Here is a 20,866-nt window from a genome sequence, read left to right as displayed (position 1 = left end):
GCACCGTGCGACCCGTCGCGCGCAGCTACCTGTACGTGCCGGGGGACCGGGCGGACCTCGTCGGCAGGGCCGGCGAGCGGGGGGCCGACGCGCTCGTGCTCGACCTGGAGGACGCGGTCACCCCGGCCCACAAGGAACGGGCCCGCCGGACGGTGGCCGACGCGCTCACCGGTCCGTCCGGCACCGGCCAGCGGTGGGTCCGGATCAACAGCGACCAGGTCGAGGCGGACGTCGGGGTGCTGTCGCCGGCGGCGGCCGGCGTGTGGGTGCCGAAGGCGGAGCCGGAGCTGCTGCGTGCCGTGGACCGGGCGCTGGGCGCGGTGGAGCGCCGGCTGGGGCTGGCCGAACGGACCTTCGGCGTGGTCGCCCTGATCGAGACCGCCCGTGGGGTGCTGACCGCCCCGCAGGTCGCCGCCGCGCCCCGGGTGCTGCGACTGGGCCTCGGCGAGGCGGATCTGGCCGGGGAGCTGGGCCTGCAACCGGGGCCGGACCGCGTCGAGTTCGCCCCGATCCGGTCGCAGGTGGTGGTGGCCTCGGCGGCGGCGGGGATCGTCGCGCCGGTCGGCCCCGTCGAGACGGCGCTGCGTGATCCGCAGCGGCTGGAACGCACCACCGGCCTGCTGCTGCGGCAGGGGTTCCGGGCCCGCAGCGCCATCCATCCGGGCCAGCTCGCGACGATCAACGCGGTGTTCACCCCGACGCCGGCCGAGGTGGCCGCCGCCCGAGCGGTGCTCGACGCGTTGGACCGGGCCGGTCGGGACGGGTCGGGGGTGGCCGTCGACGCGGACGGCCGGCTGCTGGACCGGGCCGTGGTCCGCGCCGCCGCAGAGGTGGTACGTCGGGCCGAGGGGCCCCGGATGGTCCACGAGATGCCGGTCACTGACAATTAGATGTTAGTTGCGTCACATCATGAACCGTTCTCGTAGTGGCGGGCACGGAAGGCGCGTTCCGGGCCGAATGCCTTTTCCGTGACCGACATCCGGCCGCCGGAGGCCCCCGATCGGCGGCGGTGTTTCCGGCGGCGGCACACCGTCGGGCACACAGCGTCACAGTGTCTCACCCCATGTGGTCGATACGGGTTGATTGCCGTTCGACAACCAGCGCCTCGGTTTGTGCCGGTCACTACCCTGACTGATGATCCAGTGCCTGGGTACCGTCGAGAGCGATAAGGGCGTCAGATGAGCAACAGTCACCCTCCGTACGGAGAACAGCCGGATCCGAACGTCACGCCGTGGAGCGGGCCACCGGCCCCGCCTTCCGACTACCCGGCGTACGGCCAGGCCCCGCAGTACGGTCAGGCCCCGCAGTATGGGCAGCCCCCACAGTACGGTCAGCCCCCACAGTACGGTGTTCCCGTGCCGCCGCCGCAGAAGTCGAACCGGGGCCTGGTCATCGGCCTGATCGTCGGCGCGGTGGTCCTCATCCTCGCGCTCTGCGGCGCGGGCGTCGGGCTCGCCCTGGTCAGCTCCGACGACGAGCCCGACCCGACGCCGTCGACCAACACGACCACCGGCGCCGCCCCCTCGCCCGGCACGGACACCTCGTCCGCCCCGCAGCCGTCCGAGTCGCAGGAGCAGCCGAACAACAACAACGCGGTGACCGCCCGCTACTCCAGCGACCTGTCCTCGGTCTGCGACGGCAGCCCGATCCTCAACGCGGCCACCTACAGCGGCCCGGCCGGGGCCAAGGCGTACGTCTTCTCGAACAACCCCGAGCGGCCGACGTCCTGGTCGTCGAAGCTGGTCGGCTCGGACAAGCGGTACTACGCCAAGTCGGCCGACTTCACCACGGTGTCGGTGGTCGGCTGCATGTCGGTCGTGCCGGGCAGTGAGGGCGAGCCCAAGAAGTGCGACTACAAGGACAGCGCCGGCAAGAGCGTCAGCGTCTCCTACATCTCGTCGCGCTACCAGCTGACCTTCTTCGCCGCGAAGACCGCGGAGAAGATCGGCGACGGCGGCACCGTGAGCGCCCCGGCGACCCGGTGCCCGAGCTTCATCTCGTACAACAAGACCACGATGAAGGCGTACGCCGCGCCGGACAGCGGCACCATCGAGGCCGCGCTGGACAAGTTCCTGTCCTGACGGCTCCTACGACGCAAGGCCGGGGCCGGGGGCAGGAGGATTCTCCCGCCCCCGGCCTGCTGCTCTGGGTCAGGTGTTGACCGGCCGGCGGGCGACCAGCAGCACGTGCGTCACCGGCCAGTCCAACGGTGTCCCGTCCACGGTGGACAGCGCGGCGGTCGGCGCGAGCCGGTGGCTGACGAGCCAGTCGTTGCGGTACGGGCCGCTGGCCGGGTCGACCTCGAAGCCGACGTCGGCCAGCAGGGCCTTCCAGTCGGACCATTCCAGCCCGCAGAACTCCTCCTGGGTCTCCGACAACCAGTTGTCGACGTAGTCCTTGCGGGTGAGGAAGTCCATCGCCGCACCGAGTGGCAGCTCGACCAGCGCGCCGGTGCCGTCGTCGACCGGGCGGTGCGGGAACGGGAACCGGTAGTCGACGGCGAACTGGTCCAGCCGGGCCCGCGTCGACAGTCCGGCGAGCTGCTCGGCCACCTGTTCGGCCGGCAGCGACGCCAGATCGGTGCGGGGCCGCGACGGGTTCGCCCCGTCGGTGGTCGACAGCCGTAGCCGTACCGTCCGGTCCCGGCCGTCCGGGCCGCACACGTCGCTGTTGATCCACACCCCGCCGGGCACGGTGTGGTCGTAGATGGCCTGCACGAACCGGCGCAGCGACGCCATCCGCTCGCCGTACGACCAGATCTCGTGGGTCAGCGCGAAGGTGAGCGTGGTGTCCACCGAGCGGGGCGCGAACACCGCCCCGCCCAGCACGTTGCGGCGGTAGAAGAAGACGTTCGGGTTGTCGAAGAAGCCCTGCGCCTTCTTGTGCACGCACTCCTCGAACAGGTGCCGCGCCACCTCGACGCCGATCAGGTCGCTCTCCCGCAGCGTCGGCTCCCGGTCGGCCAGCTCCAGCACCGCCCCCGCGCCGCAGCCGACGTCGACGATCCGGCCCGGCCGCACGTGCTCGCGCACCGCCGCCCACTTGCGCTGCGCCGCGTCGGCGAACGCCTCGGCGTACGTGCGGTAGTCGCGGGTGGCGGTCAGTCCGCCCTCGTCGCCGACGACCGGGTCGTTGACCACCGAGCGGACCAGGTCGTCGAGCCGGTAGCGGGCGTACACGTCGAGGGTCGCCGGGTGGGCCAGGTCCCGCCACGACGGGTCGTCGGCGGCCAGCCGCAGCAGCACGTCCCACGGCCGGGCCGGCGTCGGATCGACGTCGGCCTCCACCCCGGCGATCGGGAACCCCAGCTGGGCGTACATCGCGGCGACCTGCGGCGTCGAGCAGGCGACCACGGTGTTCGCCGGGGTCAGCTCCAGGCCGGCGGTCGCCGCCACGTTCTTCAGCGTCACCTCGGCGAACCGGTCGGTGGCGGCGGTGTCGAAGACCGGCACCACCACCGAGCGCAGGCCCGCCAGCACGCTGAACCGCTCGATCGCCGCCTCCCGCCGGTGGTAGGGGACCGGGTTGCGGCGGGTGTTCTCGTGGTTGGCCGAGGTGACCGCCCAGACCACGGTGACCTCGTCGTCGTGCTCGGTCACGTCGCCGTCTCCGGTGGCGGCGTCGGGGTCGCCGTGGGGCGCGTCGACGTCACCGTCGGACGTCGGGCGATGACCGGTGGTGGAAAGCCGGTGCAGATACTCGGCCTGGAACCTGGTCAGCAGGTGATGTCGTCCGGGAAACAGCAGGTAGCGGGGCATGCACCGTTCCTAGTCGACGCGGGGTTGCCGGCTGGACGCGGGGTGCCCGGGAGCGGGTGGGGGCGGCACCGCGCGGTGCCGCCCCCACCCGGCGTGCCTCAGCCCACCACGGAGCGCAGCGGGACCTGTTCGGCCTGCAGGGTGCGCACCAGGTCACCCAGGAACGGGTGCTCGTCGATCTGGAGCCCCTCCGGGTTGGGGATCACCAGGTACGCCGAGCCGTCCGTGACGGAGACCCGGGCGGTGTCGGTGTACCGGTCGACGATCGCCTCGGTGCGGGCCAGGTCACCGGCGGACACCTGGAGGGTGAACGGCCGCCACTCGCCGCCCAGGTTCTCCGCCACCGGTGCCGTCGCCGCGGCGGCGCGCGCCGGGTCGACAGCGGCCGGCCCCGGCGACGCGGCGCGGGCCGTCGTGCCGGTCGTCGGGTACAGCAGCGCGTTGGCCACCAGGTGCAGACCACTCTCGTTGTACGCCCGGAACAGCGGGTTGAACGCGAACAGCACCGCCCGCCCGGCACCGGTCGGCTCGTCCACCACCGCGACCGTGCCCTTGAGCGCGTCACCCTGCACGGTGTACCCGTTGGCCCAGAACGTGTCGCCGCTGGGGTAGTGGAGCACGTTCGTGCCGGTGCTGCTCGGGTTGAGGATCGGGTCGTTGTTGTTGAACTCGAAGTCCTCCGCCGGCCGGCCCAGCCCGACCGGGCTGTCGGGGTCGACGTCGACCCGCAGGTGCGAGCCGATCATCGTGTACCCGGTCGGCTTCGGCTTCTCGGTGGTGGAGGTGAGACCGGCGGCGCGGGCCATCCGGGTGCCCTCGTTGCGCAGGCCGAGGTAGGTGTGGCCCTGGGCGATCCAGTTGCGCAGGTTGGCCTGCCCGGTCGCGGTCAGCCCGCCGGTCGCGTTGCTGCCGTCGGGCACCAGGAGCACCGTGCGGTTGGTGAAGGCCGGGGTGTTGTCGTTGATGTCGGCCGTGCTGACCGGGGTGAGGTCCAGGCCCCACCGCTTGCCCAGCACGTACCGGGCCTCGCCGTACGAACCGGAGGTGGTGGAGATGCCGGTGCCCGCGAACAGCCCGACGTCCGGCCGGCTGATCGGGGTGCCGACGGCCGCCGTGGTGTACGGGGTGAGGGTGACGCCGAGCTTCTTGGCCGTCGTGTTCAGCTCCGGCGTCAGCGCCCCGGCCGGCATCCCCACCTCCCCGCTGTCCAGGTCACGGACCAGGTTGACGCCCTGGCCGAGCAGGGTGAAGGTGAACTCGGCCGCGGCGGCGGAGTCCAGGTCGTAGGTGTGGGAGCCCTTCAGCGGCGGTGCGGCCAGGATCTTGCCGCCACCGGTGTTCTGGATCTTGTCGATCAGCTCCGCGTTGGGCTTCACGTCGGCCCCGGTGTAGACGGCGTTCACGCCCATCAGCAGCGGGTTGCTCCACGACGACACGTCGTAGAAGTACGGGAACGGCGTGTACGGGTCCTCACCCATGATCGCCTGGATCCAGTGCTTCTGCGGCTGGTTCATCGGAATCCAGTACGACCCGACGGGCACGGTCAGGTTGGTCGCCGACCGTCCACCGAAGAGCTTCGCGCTGGGCAGCTTGACGGCCTTCTTGACCTGGTAGACCTCCACGTCCATCCGGCGCAGCCGCTCGACCAACTGGCGGGCGTCGGCGAGCTGCCGATCGGGCAGCAGGAAGTAGGACCGGATGGTCTGGTCCGGCACCGGGAACTGGACGGTGTTGGTCGGCTGGACCACCTCGTTGGGCTCCAGCGTGCCGGCCCGCCCCTGGGCGAGCGCGTCCTTCCAGATCTTGAACCAGCCGTTGAGCACCTCACGCTTGTGCGTCGCGGCCCAGCCGAGGGTCGACCACTGGGTGTGGAACTGCTGCTGCACCCGGTCGGCGACCGCCGACGAGCTGCCCTTCTCGAAGGTCATCCCGGCGGCCCCGAAGCCGGCGGCCGGCACCGTGTCGCCGTACCCCATGAAGAACAGGTCGTACGTGGAGTAGTTGAAGTAGCACTCGGTGGTCACCGCGCCACCGCAGGCGCCGTGGTAGCCGAATCCGGCCTTGTTGGCCTCGCCGATCCGGTTGATCCAGTCGACCGCCTCGCCGGAGATCTCGTGGTGGATCGGGTCGGCGTTGGGCGGGAAGAAGTACTGCCGGCCGCCCATCTCGTGCGCGTCGATGTAGACCTGCGGCGGGTACTTCCGCATCAGTTCGAGCTTGCCGTCGGTCTCCTGCTGGGTACGGGCGAACCAGTCCCGGTTCATGTCGAACCCGTACTCGTTCTGCCGGCGGCTGGCGTCGCGGCCGTCCGGGTTCTGCGTCGGCACGATGATCGTGATCAGGTTGTCGTTGCGCTGCTGCACCTCGCAGGACAGCCCGGCGGCCAGCTCGTACAGCGTCTTGAGGGCGGCGTCGGTGCCGCTCTTCTCCCCGCCGTGCACGTTGGCGGTCACCCAGACGATGGCCGGTGCCGCCTCGGCGATCTCACCGGCCTGCTGCTGGCCGACCAGCCGGGGGTCACGCAGCGAACGGACGTCCTCGGCGATGCCCTTGAGCACCGCCGGCCGGACGTTGCGCTCGTTCGACACGATCGCGTACGGCAGCGGTTGGCCGAGCGCACTGGTGGCCATGGTGCCGGTGACGACCCGCTTCGAGGCGGTGTCCACGGCGGTGAGGTAGCCCCGGACCTCCTCGTTGGTGACCACCCGTTCCTGACCGGTGCCGAGCGGGAAGCCGAGGAAGCTCTCCGGGCTGGGCACCGAGGCCAGTCGGTCGGTCGGATCGGTACTACAGGTTGTCGGGGGCGCGGCGGCGGCCGACGGGCCGGCCAGTAGGGGCGTCATTCCGGCCAGTAGTACGATTGCGGTGGCGCTCGCCAGCCGCCTGGGGGAAAGCAATGTGGATCGGATGTCCGCAGGTCGCATGAGGTGTCCAGTTTCCCTTCCCGGGAAATGAATCAAGGGTGCCCGGAGCGTATGACCTGCGCTTTCAGGCGGTCAAGATTCACAATCGGGTGGCCGTACGCGATCTGCCACTTGCGGCGCACCAGGCGGAACCCGGGCGATCTGCGACGAGCTGGCGATCCACTATGGATTTGCCCTATCTGTCGGCGCGGTGGTCGCGGTCCGGCCGTACCCACGCCTCGGCGCGGCGACGCGCGGACCGGCCGGGTCCGCCGGCACCGCTGGCAACGGTGCCGGCGGAGCAGGCCGGTCGGTCAGCGCACCTGGACGAACACCGGGTTGGAGTAGAACCACAGGTCGTCCCACGGGCTCTCCAGCCCGTCGGCGAGCGGCTCGGCCTCGTCGGTGCTGGTGCCGCGTACCCGGACGTAGCTGTCGGTCTCGACGTTGCGCAGGGTGTGCCGGATGACGTAGTTGGTGCCCTGCTGACGCCAGTCGCGCGGACCGAACCGGGCGACCACGGCGGTGGTGGGATTGGTGTCGGCGTCCCGGTCGGTGCTCGGGCCGGTGATCCGGCCGACGATCAGGTCCACCCGGCGGACCTGCGGGCGGTCCCCGTTGGCGTTCGTCCCGGCCGGCGGCCGGAACTTGATCTCGATGTCCACGTCGGTGCGGTTGCGGCGGTTGACCGTGATGGTCTCGCCCATCTCGGCCGAGCGTCCCTGGCTGCTGGCCGTGACGTCGAGGCGGGTGATCAGATCACCGGTGGTGACCCAGATCCGTCCGTGGCGCAGGCCGTTCATGATGTCGCTGTACTCCTGGCGGGCCAGCACGTAGGTCTTGCTGTACTCACCCGGCCAGAAGTCCGAGCCACCCCGGGACCAGTGCACGTGCGAGTCGGAGGTCGCGGTGATCCACCAGCGCCGCCCCTCACCGAGCAACGAGTCCCACAGCCCACCGACCCGGGCGGTCGCCTGGTCGTAGCCGCCGTAGGTGGGGTGGTTGCCGTAGCCGCCGCGCGCCCCGCCGTTGAGCGGGCCCGCCTGGTGCCCCGGGGCGCCCTCGAAGCCGACGTACACGTCCGGGGCCGCGTCGTTGCCGTTGCGGAACTCGTGCGGGGAGTCCTGCCCGTACACCCCGAGTCCGGTCGCCGAGCGGGAGGTGTGGTGGGCGATCACCAGCGGCTTGGGCGACATGCCCCGGGCCACCTTGAGGAACTCCACCATCTTGGCCTCGGTGTCCCGGCCCGGGTCGGTCGGGAACGCGTCCCGCTTGGCGAACCGGCTCTCCAGCTCGAAGAGCTGCTTCGCCTCGTCGGCGTGCCGCGGGATCATCAGGGTGTGGTGGTCCATCGCCGGGGCGTCGAACTCCATCCCCCAGAACTGCAACACCTCGGGCACCAGCCGACGCGACCGCAGCAGGTCCGGGTACGCCTGCTCCACGTTCACCTTCGAGTGCGTCGGCCCGCCGTGGTCGGTGCACATCGCCCAGGTCAGCCCGAAGTGCTTCGCCATGATCGCGTTGGTGACGATCGGGTAGACCGCGTCGGCACCCTTGTGGAACGTCGGCGGATTCGTCGTGGTGTCGAAGTCGCCGCTGTACTCGGAGTGGATGTGGTGGTCACCGGCCCGCCAGATCCGGTTGTCGGGCCGACCCGAGGCGGTCTTCGCCTGGTCCTGGCGGTCCGGGTCGGCGTGGGCCGCCTCGATGCCCACGAACGGGCCGGCGGCGGCGAGCGTCGCGCCGACGCCCGCGTATTTCACCAGTTGGCGGCGCGACAGCTGACCGCCCCCGGCGTCCTCAGATTCCCTGTCCTGCACTGCGGAGCCTTCCGCTCGATCCGGTGGTAACCGTGTCGATCACGAAGCCTGGGAGAGGGCGGTGAACAGCCGTTGCACGGCGGTCGGGGGCGGCGTGAACGCCGCCCGGCCAGCCGAGGGCCTGCCGCCGGCCCGCGTCCGAGGGTGGGCGTCCCGTCGCGTTACGCGATAAAGGCACCCGATCCTGCCCCGACGTGCGACGACGTACCGGCGGATCAGCGACGACCGCGAGGGCCGCGGGTGGGCACCGGCCGGACCGCGGGTGCCGGGGCGGTTCGCCGTGCGATCACCAACCCCGCCGGCTGTACGAAGATCGACCGACGCGCGACGGCGTCGCCCCGGGCGTCGAGCTGGTAGCCGTCGAGCCAGAGCCAACCGTCGTACGTGGGCCAGTCGAGCACCCGGATCACCCGGAACATGATCGGTTTGACGAACTGCACGCTGGCCGCCCGGGTCACCTGGAGCAGGTCACCGGAGCGGGGTGTGGTCACCTGGCTCACCCGACGAACCGCTGGTACAACACGCCCGCCTGCACCCTGGTCAGATCCTCGGCAGCCCGGGTGAGGTACGAAGCCAGGTAGATCATGAGTGACACGTGAGCGCCGTCGAACTCCGCCCGCAGTTCCTGCCGCCGAGTGGAACAGGGCCACGGGAGCGTGCAGTCCGCGCAGTTCCAGCCGAATATCCATCAGACTATCGGCTGGCTATCTACGTTCACGGCATGGACCGAGGGCCGGGGCAGCTCATGGGGCCGTACGAGATTGCCCAGCGCCTCAACGTCTCGCGTCAGCGGTTCCAACAGCTCGCCCGGTATCCGACCTTTCCGAAGCCTTACCAGGAGCTTCGTGGCATGAAGGTGTGGTTGGCGACGGACGTCGAGCAGTGGATCAGGGAATACCGCCAGCCACGACCCACCGAGGACGACACGCCAGGCTGACGGGCCTTGTGCCGCTGCGGTGTTCCGGGGCTGCACCGCAGGCTGATGGCATCGACCGTGGAGGAACAGACATGACCCCGGTCACCTGGAAGAAGTCCACCCGTAGCAACGGAGGCGGAAACTGCGTGGAGGTCGCCACGCCGCCCCAGGTCGTCATGGTCCGGGACAGCAAGGACCGGCAGGGGCCGGCGCTGACGTTCGGCGCGGGCCAGTGGGGCGGCTTCATCGAGGGCATCAAGACCGGCAGGTTCGACTCCTGAGCAAATGGTCCCGGGTGCGGTTGTGCCGCACCCGGGACCATTGCCCGCGCCGACCGTCGTGCGTCCCGGTCACTCCCCGCCGAGCAGGGCGGCGACCGCCTCCACGGTGGCCGGGTGCGCGGCCAGCAGCGCCGGCACTGCCGAACCCGCCGGGGCAGCGGGCAGCTCCGACCAGCCGCCGTCGCAGCCGAGCAGCGTGGCGACCGCGTCGACCGCCGCCGGATGCGCGGCGAGCAGGGTGTGCACCTGCCCCACCGGCCCGGCCGGTAGCGCCGTCGGCGTGGGCGTGGCGGCCGGGGCCAGCCACGGCGGCACCCAGGCGTCCAGCGCGGGCAGCGTCCCCGGGAAGGTGCGTGCCGCCTCCCGTACCAGCATCGGCACCAGCTCCGGCCCGTGCTGGCGCAGGGTGGTGATCAGGGTGGGCAGCCAGGGCAGCAGGACCGGGTCGGGTAGCTGCGCGAACGCGGTGGACATCGTCTCCACCACGAACGGCGCGAGCGCCGGCACCGGCTCCAGCGCGTGCACGAAACCGGAGAGGTACTGCGGGAAGGCCGGCACCACCAGCGGGTTGGCCAGCAACTCGGCGCAGCGGCCCCGCAGCTCGACCAGGGGCAGCAGGCCGAGCTGGTGCCGGGCCGCCCAGAGCAGGGCGATCTTGGCCGGCGTCTCCGGGTGGGACTGGGCCACCGCGAGTTCGAGCTGGGCGCGGTCGCAGCCCAGGGAGAGCGCCAGGCTCTCCATGCTGAACAGGAAGCCCAGCATCGCGCCGACCTGCCGGACCCCGGTCTCGTCCTCGACGAAGGCGGTGGGCAGCAGGGTGCAGTAGTGCGCGTACCCGGCGGTCACGAACGCCTCGCACCAGGCCGGCAGGGCCGGTGCGGTGGCCCGGTGGTGGGCCAGCAGCCGCCGGATGCGGCGCAGCACGTCCGGCGCGTCGTCGACGGTGCGCTCGGTCGCCAGCAGCTCGACCGCCCGCGCGCCCAGCTCGTCCACCAGCCGGGGGCTGCCCAGCAGGCAGATGGCGTCCTCGACGGCGGCGAGCGCACCGGCGGCGGTCGCGTCGGGGCCGCGCACCGCCCGGCGTAGCCGCTGCTCCAGCACCTGCTCGACGGTCACCCCCTCGTAGCCCAGCTCGATCAGGGCCCGCTGGTGGCGACCCAGTGCCAGGTCCCAGCTCTCCTGGATCGACCGGTGCCCGAGTCGGCGCTCACCCATGATCGGCCGGACCGCGTCCGGCGGGAGCAGGTGCCGCAGCATCCAGAGCAGATCCGAGCAGCCGGCCAGCTCGGGGTGGGCGTGCAGATCCAGCAGGGCCCGCCCGATGGTGCGTTTCTCCAGGTCCAGGCCGAGCGGCTGGAGCCGGTCGAGCACGTCGCGGGCCAGCGGCGGCAGGGCGTCGTAGCCGACCTGCCCGATCCGGTCACCGCCGAGCAGGATCTCGCAGAGCCGCCGGACGTCCCGCCGGCCCGGCACCACATCCTTCTCGATGCAGGTCACCGCCGCGTCGGAGAAGTCGTACGGGGTCGGGCGGGCCCGGTTACGCAACCCGGCCAGCAGGATCGAGGTTTCGAACACCGCGATCGCGTCGGCGGTGCTGGCCAGGTAGCCGTTGCGGCGGGCCAACCGGACGATGTCGACGCACCAGCCGCGCAGCTCCGCCTCGTCCAGCCCGTCCAGGGGCGGCGGTGCGGCGAGGAACCCGGTGAGCCGGTCGGCGACCGGCCCGGCCGGGGTGGTCACCGCCGCGGCGGCCTTGCGCCGGCCCCGGGTCTTCCCACCCCGTTGACCGTCGAGCCGGTACGGGGTCAGACCCGACCCGCTCACCGCCTTGGTCCAGGTGGCGGCAGCGATCGACACCGAGCCCGGGGCGAGGCCGAACTGCGCCTCGATGGCCGAGTGGCTCGACGGGATCAGCCCGTACCGCCAGCGGGTCGCGGTGCGCGGGGTGATCTCGAAGTCCGGTGCGGGGGAGTCCAGGCCGAACTGCGCGACCCGGCTGGCGGCGTGGAACGCGCCGCACACGTAGAGGCAGTCCGCCGGGTCCGCCCCGGACGCGGCCAGGTGCTCCCGCATCCGGGTCCACATGTAGCGCTCGCGGTCCTCGTCGCGCTCGGTGCGGTCCGACCCGGCCGGGCGCAGCCGGCGGAACAGGCTGCCGATCAGCACCATCACCTGCCGGTAGGTGTCGTGGTCGGCACCGGTGAGCGGACGCTCGACGTACTGGTCCCACCACTCCGACCAGTGCCGCACCTTGCCGTGGTGCAGCAGGTACGCCTCCAGCTCGGCGAACCGGGGCCGCAGGTCGCCGATCTCCACGCCGACCGCGTCACCGTGCAACGCCGCCTGCTCACCCGCGCCGGCATCCGTCCCGGCGACCTGCTCCGGCTCGGCCTTCTGCTCCGGCGGGGCGTCGTCGCGCGGCGACCACTGGAAGACGTGGTCGGTGGAGCGGTCCACCAGCACCAGCTCCACGCCCGGTGTCTCCAGCGCGTACGCGATCGCCTGGTACTCCGCGGACGCCTCGGTGACCGGCGCGACCACGCTGAGTGGACCCCACTCGGCGGGGAAGCCGTCCAGCTCGGAGGCGAACGCCTGCACCGCCACCGGCAGCCGGCAGTTGCGCAGCTCACCCAGGAGCGGCTGGAGATCCTCGCACAACTCCAGGTAGATCACCTTGGGCTGCTTGGCGCGCAGCCGGCGTACCATCGCCAGCGCCGAGGCCGGCGAGTGGTGACAGACCGGGAAGATCTCCAACCGCTCGCCCAGCGCCCGGTCGACGTCGTCGACGATGCCGGCGAGGATGCCGGCCAGCGCGTCGGCGGAGCCGGCGAACGTGGCCGCCGCGTCGGTGAGCTGGTCCCGCAACGCCCCGAACGGCCCGGCGGCGACGTCGCCGGCAGCGCCGACCGTCGGGTCGACGCCGGCCGCCGGCCCGGCCGGCCCGCCGGGGCCGGTGTCGATGGCCGAGCCGGTGGTGGGGGTGCTCACGACAGGGAGGCGATCGCCTGGCGACCGCCGTCGAGGAAGCCCGCCCAGCCGCCGCCGTCCTGCTTGGCCCGGGGCTCCACCACCCCGTGCAGGTACTTGTTGAGGATCGCCAGGTCCTCCGGGCTGCGCCGGGCCAGCGACCCCATCAGCGACCCGGCCAGCGTCTCCGCCCGCAGGGTCCGGTCGCCGAAGAACTGGCTGTGCAGGATGGCGTCCTCCAGCACGCCGATCTGCTCGGCGGTGGACAGCGCCGACTCCAGCTTCTCGTCGTCGCTGGTCGCCGACGCGGCGGCGGCCCGCAGGTCGGCGAAGCTCTGCAACAGGATGTCCAGCAGGGTGGGCGGGACGTCCAGCTCGATCTGGTGCCGGCGCAGTAGTTCCTCGGTGCGGAACCGGACGATCTCCGCCTCGCTGCGCTTGTTGGTGACCACCGGGATGCGGACGAAGTTGAACCGGCGCTTCAACGCCGACGACAGGTCGTTGACGCCCCGGTCCCGGCTGTTCGCGGTGGCGATGATGGAGAAACCGGGCTGGGCGAAGACGATGTTGTCGTCGTTCAGTTCGGGGATGGAGACGTACTTCTCCGACAGGATGGAGATCAGCGCGTCCTGCACGTCGCTGGTGGACCGGGTCAGCTCCTCGAAGCGGCCGACGACGCCCTGCTCCATCGCCGTCATGATCGGCGACGGGATCATCGACTCGCGGGACTGCCCCTTGGCGATGACCATCGAGACGTTCCACGAGTACTTGATGTGGTCCTCGGTGGTGCCGGCGGTGCCCTGCACCACCAGGGTGGAGTTGCGGCAGATCGCGGCGGACAGCAGCTCGGCCAGCCAGCTCTTGCCGGTGCCGGGGTCGCCGATGAGCAGCAGGCCCCGGTCCGACGCCAGGGTCACGATGCTGCGTTCGACGAAGCTGCGGTCGCCGAACCACTTCTGCGGGATCTCCCGCTCCAGTCCGTCGGCCCGTTCCGAACCGAGGACGAACAGCCGGACCATGCGCGGGCTCAGCCGCCACGAGAACGGCTTCGGGCCGGTGTCGACCGACTCCAGGTAGTCGAGTTCGTCGGCGTACTTGACCTCGGCGGGGGCACGCAACATCTCGGACATGAGGGGTGTCTCTCCTAGGTGAGGAAGCTCTTGAGCTCGAAGACGAGTTTGCGGATGTGGCCGGAGATGACCGGGGTGCCCAGGTCCTTGAGGCGTTGCCGGAACCAGGGGTTGACGCTCTGCTGGCCGGAGCTGCTGACCGAGCCGACCGGGATGAACCGCACCCCGGAGCGGTGCACCGCCTCGATGCCGTCGAACAACGGTTGGGAGCGGTCGAACTCGTAGAAGTCCGAGATCCACACCAGCACCGTGTTGCGCGGCTCGACGATCTTCGGGCGGGCCATCGCCATCGCCAGCGGCCCGTCGTTGCCGCCGCCGAGTTTGGTCCGCAGCAGCACCTCGAACGGGTCGTGCACCCACGGGGTCAGGTCCAACGCCCGGGTGTCGTACGCGATCAGGTGTACGTCCACCTTGGGCAGCCCGGCGAAGATCGACGCGAGGATGGTGCAGTTGACCATCGAGTCGACCATCGACCCGGACTGGTCCACCACCACGATCAGCCGGGACGGGGTGGTCTTGCGGGCGGTCTGGCGGTAGTAGAGCCGGTCGACGTAGAGGCGCTCGTCCTCCGGACTCCAGTTGGTGAGGTTCTGCCAGATGGTGCGGTCCAGGTCGAGGTTGCGGAACACCCGCTTCGGTGGCACCGACCGGTCGATCGTGCCGACGCTGGTCTGCTCGACCTGGGTCCGCAGCACCTCGGCGACCTCGTCGACGAACCGCCGGATCAGTGCCTTGGCGTTGGCCAGCGCCACCCCGGACAGGTTCGCCTTGTCCCGCAGCAGTTGCTCGATCAGCGACATGCTGGGGGTGAGCTGGCTGGCCAGCTTCGGGTCGGCCAGCACCTCCCGCAGGTGCATCCGGCGGACCAGGTCGCCCTCCAGGCCGGCGAGGGTGCCGCCCAGCCCGCTGCCGCCCTGCCGGCGCAGCTCACCCGGGGTGCAGCCGAGCGCCTGTTCGAACCAGCCGGCATCGGACTGCCAGCGGGCCAACTGGCCGGCGCTGACCGGCCCGGACCCGGTGCCGAAGACGTTGAGCAGCAGCTTCGACACCAGCGCGGCCCGGCGTACCTCGGCCTCGCCGGGCCGGTGCGCCCGGACGTCACCGTCGTCCGGGCTGTCACCGTCGGTGACGGCCGGCGCGGTCCCGCCGTCGTCGCCGGTCCCGCCGTCGTCACCGGTAGCGGCGGGACCGCCGGGGGCGGGGACGTCGGCGGCGTCGGCGGAAGGGGTGAGCAGGCCGCGTAGTTCGTCGGCGAGCGCGGGGAAGCGCTGCACCACGGTGTCCACCGAGACGGTCGGGTCCAGCAGCGTGGCGGGCAGGCCGAGGTCGTCGACCACGGCCACGCTCGCCGCTTCCAGCGTGGGCTGCTCGTCGGGGTCGAAGAGCCGGCCCAGCAGCCGCCAGTAGAGCACCTGCCGGCGGTTGGCGGCGGCGAGGTCGCCGGGGTTCACGGCATCGCTCGTCGGCACGGCGTCACTCGTCGGTGTGGGTCCGGTCATCGGCGCAGCAACCGTCCCGCGCGTTCGCGCAGCACGGCCACGGCGTCGCCCGCCCTGGCCTCGGCCTTCGCCACCTTCGGGTCGGTCACCCCGTCGGCCCAGTCGCCGTTGTGCGCCTCCACCGGCCGGCGTTTGACGGTGGCCTGCACCGCCAGCGGCTGCACCAGCCACCGACCGTCGTCCCAGCGGGCCAGGCCCAGGCAGGACGACGCGGCGGCGACCAGCGCGGGAGTGAGCGGCCCGCCCGCCGGCAGCCGGTCGACGGTGACCGCGAGCTGGTGGCCGTCGAGGTCGACGGTCAGCCCGTCGTCGGTCTTCCGCACGGTGTAGCCCTCGAGCAGCACCGGCTCGGCGATCACCGCCGGGTGCCGGTCCAGCGGCGGGGTGGCCGTCGCCGTCGCCGTGCCGAGCAGCACCCGGGCCGTGGCGAACGGGTCGGCGGGCTCGCCCGCCTGCGCCTGCCCGTCGACCCAGTGCAGGTCGGCACCGTGCGACGGCAGGTCGGTGACGGTCAGCGCCCGTCGCTGCGCGATCGCGGTGAGCAGGACGGGGTACGCCGACAACAGCCGCCACACCGCCGGCCCGCCGATCGTGGCGACCTTGGCCGCGCCCACCGCGACCCGGACCAGCCGGGGCGTCCCACCGTCGGCCGGTTCGAGGATCGCGTGCAGTTGCACCTGGACGGCGGTGTCGTGCTCGTGGACGTCCACCCCGAGCGGCAGCAGCCGCCCGGTGACCCGTGCGGTGTCGGCCGTGGTGGCCGGCCCGTCCTGGGCGAGCAGCACGCCCCGGGACCACAGGTCCGCCCAGCGGCGCACCGGCACCCGCGGCATGGTGGCCACCGGCAGCCCGGCCCGCAGCTCGGCGGCGAGCCCGTCGAGCAGCACCGCCAGCCGGCGCGACCCCGGCTCGGCCAGGGCCGCCTCGACCGGCGTACCGACGGCGGAGAGCAGTTCGTGGTCGACGCCGCGCCACCCGGCGAGGGCCGTCTCGTGCAGCCAGGACCGGGCCGCGGCACGGGCGGGGGAGCCGTCGACCGGCCCGCCGGCCGGCGGCGTCCACGGGGCCCGGTCCCGCCCGAGGGCGGTGTCGAACTGGTCGAGCAGGGCGTCGTGGGCCGCGCCGAGCAGCGCGGCCCGCGCTCCGGCCAGCGCGGCCAGGTGCTCCTGGCCTACCGGACCGGCGGTCACCTTACCCACCGCCTCGGCCACCCGGTCGCCGAGCGGCGTGCCGGCGACCGCGCCGGCCAGTGCCGTCAACGCGGCGGCGTCCTCCTCGCCGACCCGGGCGAAGCCACGGAGCAGGGCCTCGTCGAATCCGGCGACCATGCCGTCGGCGTCGGCCAGCCCGGTGGGGTCGTTGTCGCGCAGCTGCGCCAGCTGCGTGCCCAGCATCAGCGACCTGCCCCGGTGGACGGGAACCAGTGCAGCTCGGGCAGCGCGGTGGTGCTGTCCGGGAGTTCGAGGTAGGCCAGGTGGCGCAGGAACCGGCTGAACACCACCGCGGCCGAGGTCGGCTCGTGCCGGGCGTCCAGCCGGGACAGCAGCTCGACCCCGGTCTGCGTCCCCTCACCGGCGTCGACCCGCAGGTAGCGGGCGACCTGGTCGACGCCGTACTGGAGCACGGCCTCGTCGGCGAGGGCCTCCAGGTGTTTGCAGGGCGCGCCCCGCAACCCGCCGCAGGGCCGGTTGTTGTTGGTGCTGCAGTGGTAGGCGTGGGTGCCGGCGGTCACCGACGAGACGTAGACCCGTTCGATGTCCGACCCGCTGGACACCACCCCCTGCAACCGCCCGTCTGCCAGCTCGACGAAGGGCACCTTGGCCAGCTTGCGGGGCCGGGCGGGCGGCACCACCGCCAGCACGCTCCGCCGCCGCCACGCGGCCCCGTCAGCGTCCGTCACCGCACGTCCTCCCACCCGCCGTAACACCGGCGTCGCCCATGGTTGATGGCGGCCGCCGACCGGTGCCGGCGTCGCCGTGACCACAAGATCATGGCCCACGGGTACGACAGAAGAAGGCGGGGGACGGACCGTCCCACGTCAGCCGTCGAAGGCGTCGCGATGGTCGTACGCCCAGGTGGCGAACGTGCGCGGTGGGTGGGTCAGCACCCGCGCCAGGCTCGTGCCGGCGTCCGCGGGTTGCTCCCAGGCGATGCTCTGGAATGCTCCCTCCCATGACCTCCTACCCGCCCACCTTCGCCGACCAGGTCGTCGCACAACCGGCCCAGGCCCAGTTCGAGGCGTTCATCGACGAGCACCGCAGCGCGCTCAACGGCTGCCTCGACGGGCTGACCGAGGAACAGGCGCGCCGGTCGTTGGTGGCCTCCCGGACCACGCTGCTGGGTCTGGTGAAGCACGCGACCTTCGTGGAGAAGGTCTGGTTCGACGAAGCCGTCACCTGCCGGTCACGCGTGGAACTCGGCCTCCCGGCAAAGTCGGAGGACTCGTTCCTCCTCGACGACGACGACACGATCGCCAGCGTCCGGCACGCCCACCGGGCGGCCTGCGAAGCGTCCCGCCGCGCCACGTCGTCCCTGGGTCTGGACGACATCCTGCACGGCAACCGGCGGGGCCCCCTTCCGCTGCGGTGGGTGTATCTCCACGTGCTGCGCGAGCTCGCCCAGCACTGTGGGCACGCAGACATTCTTCGGGAGCAGCTCGTCAACGAGTAGCGTGCCCGCCTCCACCGGCGAGCAGCCACCGTCGGACGGGGATCTCCAGCAGCACCCGGTCGCTCTCCGGCCTGACCTGCCTGCTGGCGTCCCAACCGCCGTACTTGCTGGCGAACGCCTCGACGACCGTGCTCGGGAACGCGCGTCGGTGCACCCGGGCGATGCCCTCCGCCACGACGGGATCGGCTCGTGGGTGCGCCCGCGCGGCGGACGTGCCAGTTCAGACCGGGGCCGGGTGGTTCGCCGCGAACCCCTCCCGGGTGAGGAAGGCCAGTTGGGCCCGCTTGTCGGGCATGTCGATCTCCTCGGCGAAGGTGAAGCCCTCCCGTTCGAGCCGACGCAGCGCGAACCGGTTACGGACGTCGGGCTCGACCACGATCCGCAGCCGGGTGGGGTCGCGGAACAGGAACCGGGCCAGCGCCGGGCCGACCGCGTCGGTGAGCCCGCGCGGCGGCCGACGCCCGGGGGCGAGCAGCAGGTGCATGCCGATGTCTCCGGGCCGGACCCGGTAGCGTTCGCCGACCGGGTCGGCCTCCGGCTGGTAGCTCTGGAACAGGCCCACCGGCGTCCCGTCCAGCCCGATCAGGTACGCGTGGTGGGTGCTCAGCCCGTCGACGTACGTGTAGATCTCGCGCACCTCCTCGACGGTGTACGACCCCATGCCCCAGAACGACGCGCGGGGCTCGGTCACCCAGCCGTGCAGCAGCGTGGCGTGGGCGGCCGGGTCGACCACGGTGAGGGTCAGCTCACCGAAGCCGGGGATCTTCTCCTGGTAGGTCACGGGGTCCTCGTCTCGGGGTGATCGGGTCAGGTCTCGCCAGTCGGTGCCCAGGGGGATCAGCGCACCGTCGGCCCAGAGCGGCAGCTGGTCGGCGAAGTGTGGGTCGTCGGGGCGTCCGGATACGCCGAAGGGGACGATCCAGCGGCTCGCCGCCCGGTCGGTCAGGTCCCACACGTACCGGGCGACCGGCCCACGCCAGCACGCGTCGGAGACCCCGGGCAGGCTGGAGGTGGCGAGCACACAGTCGGAGTCGCCACCGAGCGTGGTGTCGTCGCGCATCGCGGCCACCCGGGTCGTGACCGCCTCGGACACCCCGAGGTGCAGCGGGTGCAGCAGGTGCCGGCGTCCCCAGGCGTCGGGCGGGTCGCCGGCCGCGACCTCCTCCAGCGCGGCGGCGGCGACCGGTTCGACCTCGCCGCCGAGGCGGTGCAGCCCGGCGACCACCCCGTCCACGGCGTGTCCGGTCCGGGCCACCGGGTCGGTCCACGGGGCGAAGAGCGGGTCGAACCCCCCGGGGGTGTGCAGCGGGCCCAGGGCGGGGTGCGCGGACAGCCGGCGGACCAGCGCGGCCCGCCAGGCGGCGAACGCCCCGGCGTCGACACTGTCGGCGTCCATCCGGCCGTCCCAGCCGGTCAGCCGGTCGCGCAGCCGCCCGGCCGGCCCGCTGAGCGACTCCGGGTCGAGCCGGTCGAGCAGGGCGCGCAGGGTGGTCGCCGGTCGCCGGGTGTCCATGTGTACGTCCGGCGCGGCGACGCCCTCGGCGAGCAGTTCGCGGATCCGGCGGGCCCGGTGCGGCGGGGCGAAGTCGACACCGAGGGCGGCCACGTCGTCGCGCCGGTCGTTGGCGCAGACCGCCGGTCCGGCGACCGCGACGGGCTTGGGGGCGGCGTAGTCGCCGTGCCACCGGTAGCGGAGGTCCCAGCCGGGCACCGGTTCCCGTCGGCACCGGTCGTCGCGGTACGGCACCAGGCCGGCGACGAGTTGGTGGACCGCGCCGTGCCGGTCGGCGACGAGCACGCTGTTGACCGGCTCGACCCAGCCGCGCAGCGCGTCGGCGACGTCGTCGACGGTACGGGCGCGCAGCAGCGGCAGCAGCGCGTCGAAGCCGAGGCTCTCCTCCACCCGGGCCGGGGTACGCAGGCTGATCGCCTCACCGGTGTGCCGGTCGTGGTCGATCACCGGGCCGCGCGGGGTCTCGACCACCTCGACGGTCTCCGCCGCGCCGCCGCGTACCTCGATCCGTTCGACGTGCCGGTGGGCCGGCACCCAGCCGTCGGCGTCGCGGACCAGCAGGTGGTCGCCGTCGCGGCGTAGCTGCTCGCGGTAGAGGTCCTGGTAGTCGGCCATCGCGTTGGTGACCGCCCAGGCGACCTCGCCGGCGTGCCCGAAGTGCGGCAGTCCCGGGACTCCGGGGAAGGCCAGGCCGACCACGTCGAACTCGGGGCAGGCCAGCCGGATCTGCTGGTAGATGCCGGGCAGTTCGAGCAGCCGGTGCGGGTCACCGGCGATGATCGGCGCCCGACCGGTCGCCGGGTCGGCGGGCAGCGCCCAGGCGTTGCTGCCGGAGCCGCCGGGCCCCTCGACGGCGAACAGGTCGCGGGCGGCCGGGCCGAGGGTGGCGGCGACGTGGGCGTGCCACAGCTTCTGCGGGAAGGTGCCGAACAGGATGTGCTGGACGAGGAAGACGCCCAGCGGCGACCAGGGCTGCCACCGGCCGGGCGTGCTGCCGGTGGCTGCGAACTCCGGCGCTGCCGCCGCGCCGGCCGGGAGGGCTGCGTTGACCCCGTCGGCGTACGCGGTGACCCAGCGTCGGGTGGCCGGGTCGAGCCGGTCGAAGCAGCGCCGGGCGGTGTCGTCGAGGCGGGCCCGCCGGGCGAACCGGTCCCAGTTCAGCTCGGCGGGGCCGACGTGGGCGGCGAGCCGGCCCTCGGCCCGCCACCGTTCGACCTCGATCTGCCAGGCCCGGTCGGTGGCGGTCACCCGGCCCTGCCATCGGGCCAGCTCATCGACGGTGTCGGCCCACAGGTGCGGTACGCCCCACCGGTCGCGGTGCACGCCGGTCGCCGGACGGCCGCCCGGCGGCTTGCCGGTCCCACTCTCCACAGGACTCCTCGCTTAAGTTACCCTCGCCTAACTTAGGC

16 protein-coding genes and 1 pseudogene are annotated in these 20,866 nt (G+C 72.4%); 5 read left to right on the top strand and 12 right to left on the bottom strand.

The window, feature by feature from the left end; all coding sequences use genetic code 11:
- Nucleotides 1-5 precede the first annotated feature (5 nt).
- Together ACIG87_RS01040 and ACIG87_RS01035 are read left to right on the top strand one after the other, a co-directional pair.
- Nucleotides 6-890: an HpcH/HpaI aldolase/citrate lyase family protein gene (locus tag ACIG87_RS01040; protein ID WP_396846937.1), complete on the top strand. Its 885-nt coding sequence runs from the start codon at nucleotides 6-8 to the stop codon at nucleotides 888-890.
- A gap of 465 nt (nucleotides 891-1,355) precedes the next feature.
- Complete coding sequence (locus ACIG87_RS01035; protein WP_396846935.1) at nucleotides 1,356-2,081, top strand: hypothetical protein; 726 nt, start codon at nucleotides 1,356-1,358, stop codon at nucleotides 2,079-2,081.
- A gap of 69 nt (nucleotides 2,082-2,150) precedes the next feature.
- Here the strand turns inward: ACIG87_RS01035 and ACIG87_RS01030 are convergent, their stop codons facing one another.
- The 4 genes from ACIG87_RS01030 to ACIG87_RS01015 all read right to left on the bottom strand — a co-directional run bounded on the left by ACIG87_RS01030 (nucleotide 2,151) and on the right by ACIG87_RS01015 (nucleotide 8,972).
- Nucleotides 2,151-3,758 (bottom strand): class I SAM-dependent methyltransferase, encoded by a 1,608-nt coding sequence (locus tag ACIG87_RS01030; RefSeq protein WP_396846933.1) that lies wholly within the window; start codon nucleotides 3,756-3,758, stop codon nucleotides 2,151-2,153.
- A gap of 98 nt (nucleotides 3,759-3,856) precedes the next feature.
- Nucleotides 3,857-6,601, bottom strand: coding sequence for a M14 family zinc carboxypeptidase (locus ACIG87_RS01025; protein ID WP_396846932.1), 2,745 nt, complete (start codon nucleotides 6,599-6,601; stop codon nucleotides 3,857-3,859).
- A gap of 374 nt (nucleotides 6,602-6,975) precedes the next feature.
- Nucleotides 6,976-8,424, bottom strand: a complete 1,449-nt coding sequence (locus tag ACIG87_RS01020) for a phosphoesterase (RefSeq protein WP_396846930.1) — start codon at nucleotides 8,422-8,424, stop codon at nucleotides 6,976-6,978.
- A gap of 272 nt (nucleotides 8,425-8,696) precedes the next feature.
- The gene (locus ACIG87_RS01015) at nucleotides 8,697-8,972 is read right to left on the bottom strand and encodes a hypothetical protein (RefSeq protein ID WP_396846928.1); all 276 of its coding nucleotides are present in this window, start codon (nucleotides 8,970-8,972) and stop codon (nucleotides 8,697-8,699) included.
- A gap of 104 nt (nucleotides 8,973-9,076) precedes the next feature.
- On the opposite strand from ACIG87_RS01015, the gene ACIG87_RS01010 reads away from it, so the two are divergent.
- On the top strand, nucleotides 9,077-9,418 hold the full coding sequence (locus ACIG87_RS01010; RefSeq protein ID WP_396846926.1) for a helix-turn-helix transcriptional regulator: 342 nt from the start codon (nucleotides 9,077-9,079) through the stop codon (nucleotides 9,416-9,418).
- A gap of 71 nt (nucleotides 9,419-9,489) precedes the next feature.
- A complete protein-coding gene (locus tag ACIG87_RS01005) occupies nucleotides 9,490-9,678 on the top strand; it encodes a DUF397 domain-containing protein (protein ID WP_396846924.1) in 189 nt (62 codons plus the stop codon).
- 69 nt (nucleotides 9,679-9,747) lie between these two features.
- Here ACIG87_RS01005 and ACIG87_RS01000 read toward each other — a convergent pair whose 3' ends face one another.
- The 5 genes from ACIG87_RS01000 to ACIG87_RS00980 form a co-directional block, all read right to left on the bottom strand.
- A complete protein-coding gene (locus ACIG87_RS01000; RefSeq protein WP_396847578.1) occupies nucleotides 9,748-12,543 on the bottom strand; it encodes a hypothetical protein in 2,796 nt (931 codons plus the stop codon).
- Nucleotides 12,544-12,662: 119 nt separating this feature from the next.
- Nucleotides 12,663-13,775: an AAA family ATPase gene (locus ACIG87_RS00995; protein WP_396846922.1), complete on the bottom strand. Its 1,113-nt coding sequence runs from the start codon at nucleotides 13,773-13,775 to the stop codon at nucleotides 12,663-12,665.
- Between the two features lie 14 nt (nucleotides 13,776-13,789).
- Nucleotides 13,790-15,274 carry a VWA domain-containing protein gene (locus tag ACIG87_RS00990; protein WP_396846921.1) on the bottom strand — a complete coding sequence of 495 codons (1,485 nt, stop codon included), beginning with the start codon at nucleotides 15,272-15,274 and terminating at the stop codon, nucleotides 13,790-13,792.
- Complete coding sequence (locus ACIG87_RS00985) at nucleotides 15,271-16,668, bottom strand: hypothetical protein (RefSeq protein WP_396846919.1); 1,398 nt, start codon at nucleotides 16,666-16,668, stop codon at nucleotides 15,271-15,273. Before ACIG87_RS00985 ends, ACIG87_RS00990 begins: the two co-directional genes overlap by 4 nt.
- Nucleotides 16,668-17,135 (bottom strand): hypothetical protein, encoded by a 468-nt coding sequence (locus ACIG87_RS00980; protein ID WP_396847576.1) that lies wholly within the window; start codon nucleotides 17,133-17,135, stop codon nucleotides 16,668-16,670. Before ACIG87_RS00980 ends, ACIG87_RS00985 begins: the two co-directional genes overlap by 1 nt.
- Nucleotides 17,136-17,446: 311 nt before the next feature.
- On the opposite strand from ACIG87_RS00980, the gene ACIG87_RS00975 reads away from it, so the two are divergent.
- Complete coding sequence (locus ACIG87_RS00975) at nucleotides 17,447-17,944, top strand: DinB family protein (RefSeq protein ID WP_396846917.1); 498 nt, start codon at nucleotides 17,447-17,449, stop codon at nucleotides 17,942-17,944.
- On the opposite strand, the gene ACIG87_RS00970 is transcribed toward ACIG87_RS00975, so the two are convergent.
- From ACIG87_RS00970 to ACIG87_RS00960, 3 genes and pseudogenes are all read right to left on the bottom strand, one after another.
- A complete protein-coding gene (locus ACIG87_RS00970) occupies nucleotides 17,934-18,119 on the bottom strand; it encodes a hypothetical protein (RefSeq protein WP_396846915.1) in 186 nt (61 codons plus the stop codon). The two genes, ACIG87_RS00975 and ACIG87_RS00970, sit on opposite strands and share 11 nt — an antisense overlap.
- A gap of 45 nt (nucleotides 18,120-18,164) precedes the next feature.
- A complete protein-coding gene (locus tag ACIG87_RS00965; protein WP_396847575.1) occupies nucleotides 18,165-18,725 on the bottom strand; it encodes a GNAT family N-acetyltransferase in 561 nt (186 codons plus the stop codon).
- A 24-nt stretch (nucleotides 18,726-18,749) separates the two neighbouring features.
- Nucleotides 18,750-20,780 (bottom strand): annotated as a pseudogene (locus tag ACIG87_RS00960) (penicillin acylase family protein); the annotation flags it as partial.
- Nucleotides 20,781-20,866 lie beyond the last annotated feature (86 nt).

Source organism: Micromonospora sp. NPDC051925 (assembly GCF_044548625.1).
Classification (GTDB): Bacteria; Actinomycetota; Actinomycetes; order Mycobacteriales; family Micromonosporaceae; genus Micromonospora.
Note: the sequence above shows the minus strand (reverse complement) of the source record. Positions and strands in the feature narration are given on the sequence as shown.

Excerpts from the sequence above, each read along its gene's own strand:
- ACIG87_RS00975 (WP_396846917.1), top strand. The coding sequence starts at position 17,447 with ATGACCTCCTACCCGCCCACCTTCGCCGACCAGGTCGTCGCACAACCG.
- ACIG87_RS00990 (WP_396846921.1), bottom strand. The coding sequence starts at position 15,274 with ATGACCGGACCCACACCGACGAGTGACGCCGTGCCGACGAGCGATGCC.
- ACIG87_RS01030 (WP_396846933.1), bottom strand. The coding sequence starts at position 3,758 with ATGCCCCGCTACCTGCTGTTTCCCGGACGACATCACCTGCTGACCAGG.
- ACIG87_RS01005 (WP_396846924.1), top strand. The coding sequence starts at position 9,490 with ATGACCCCGGTCACCTGGAAGAAGTCCACCCGTAGCAACGGAGGCGGA.
- ACIG87_RS01025 (WP_396846932.1), bottom strand. The coding sequence starts at position 6,601 with ATGACGCCCCTACTGGCCGGCCCGTCGGCCGCCGCCGCGCCCCCGACA.
- ACIG87_RS00985 (WP_396846919.1), bottom strand. The coding sequence starts at position 16,668 with ATGCTGGGCACGCAGCTGGCGCAGCTGCGCGACAACGACCCCACCGGG.
- ACIG87_RS00995 (WP_396846922.1), bottom strand. The coding sequence starts at position 13,775 with ATGTCCGAGATGTTGCGTGCCCCCGCCGAGGTCAAGTACGCCGACGAA.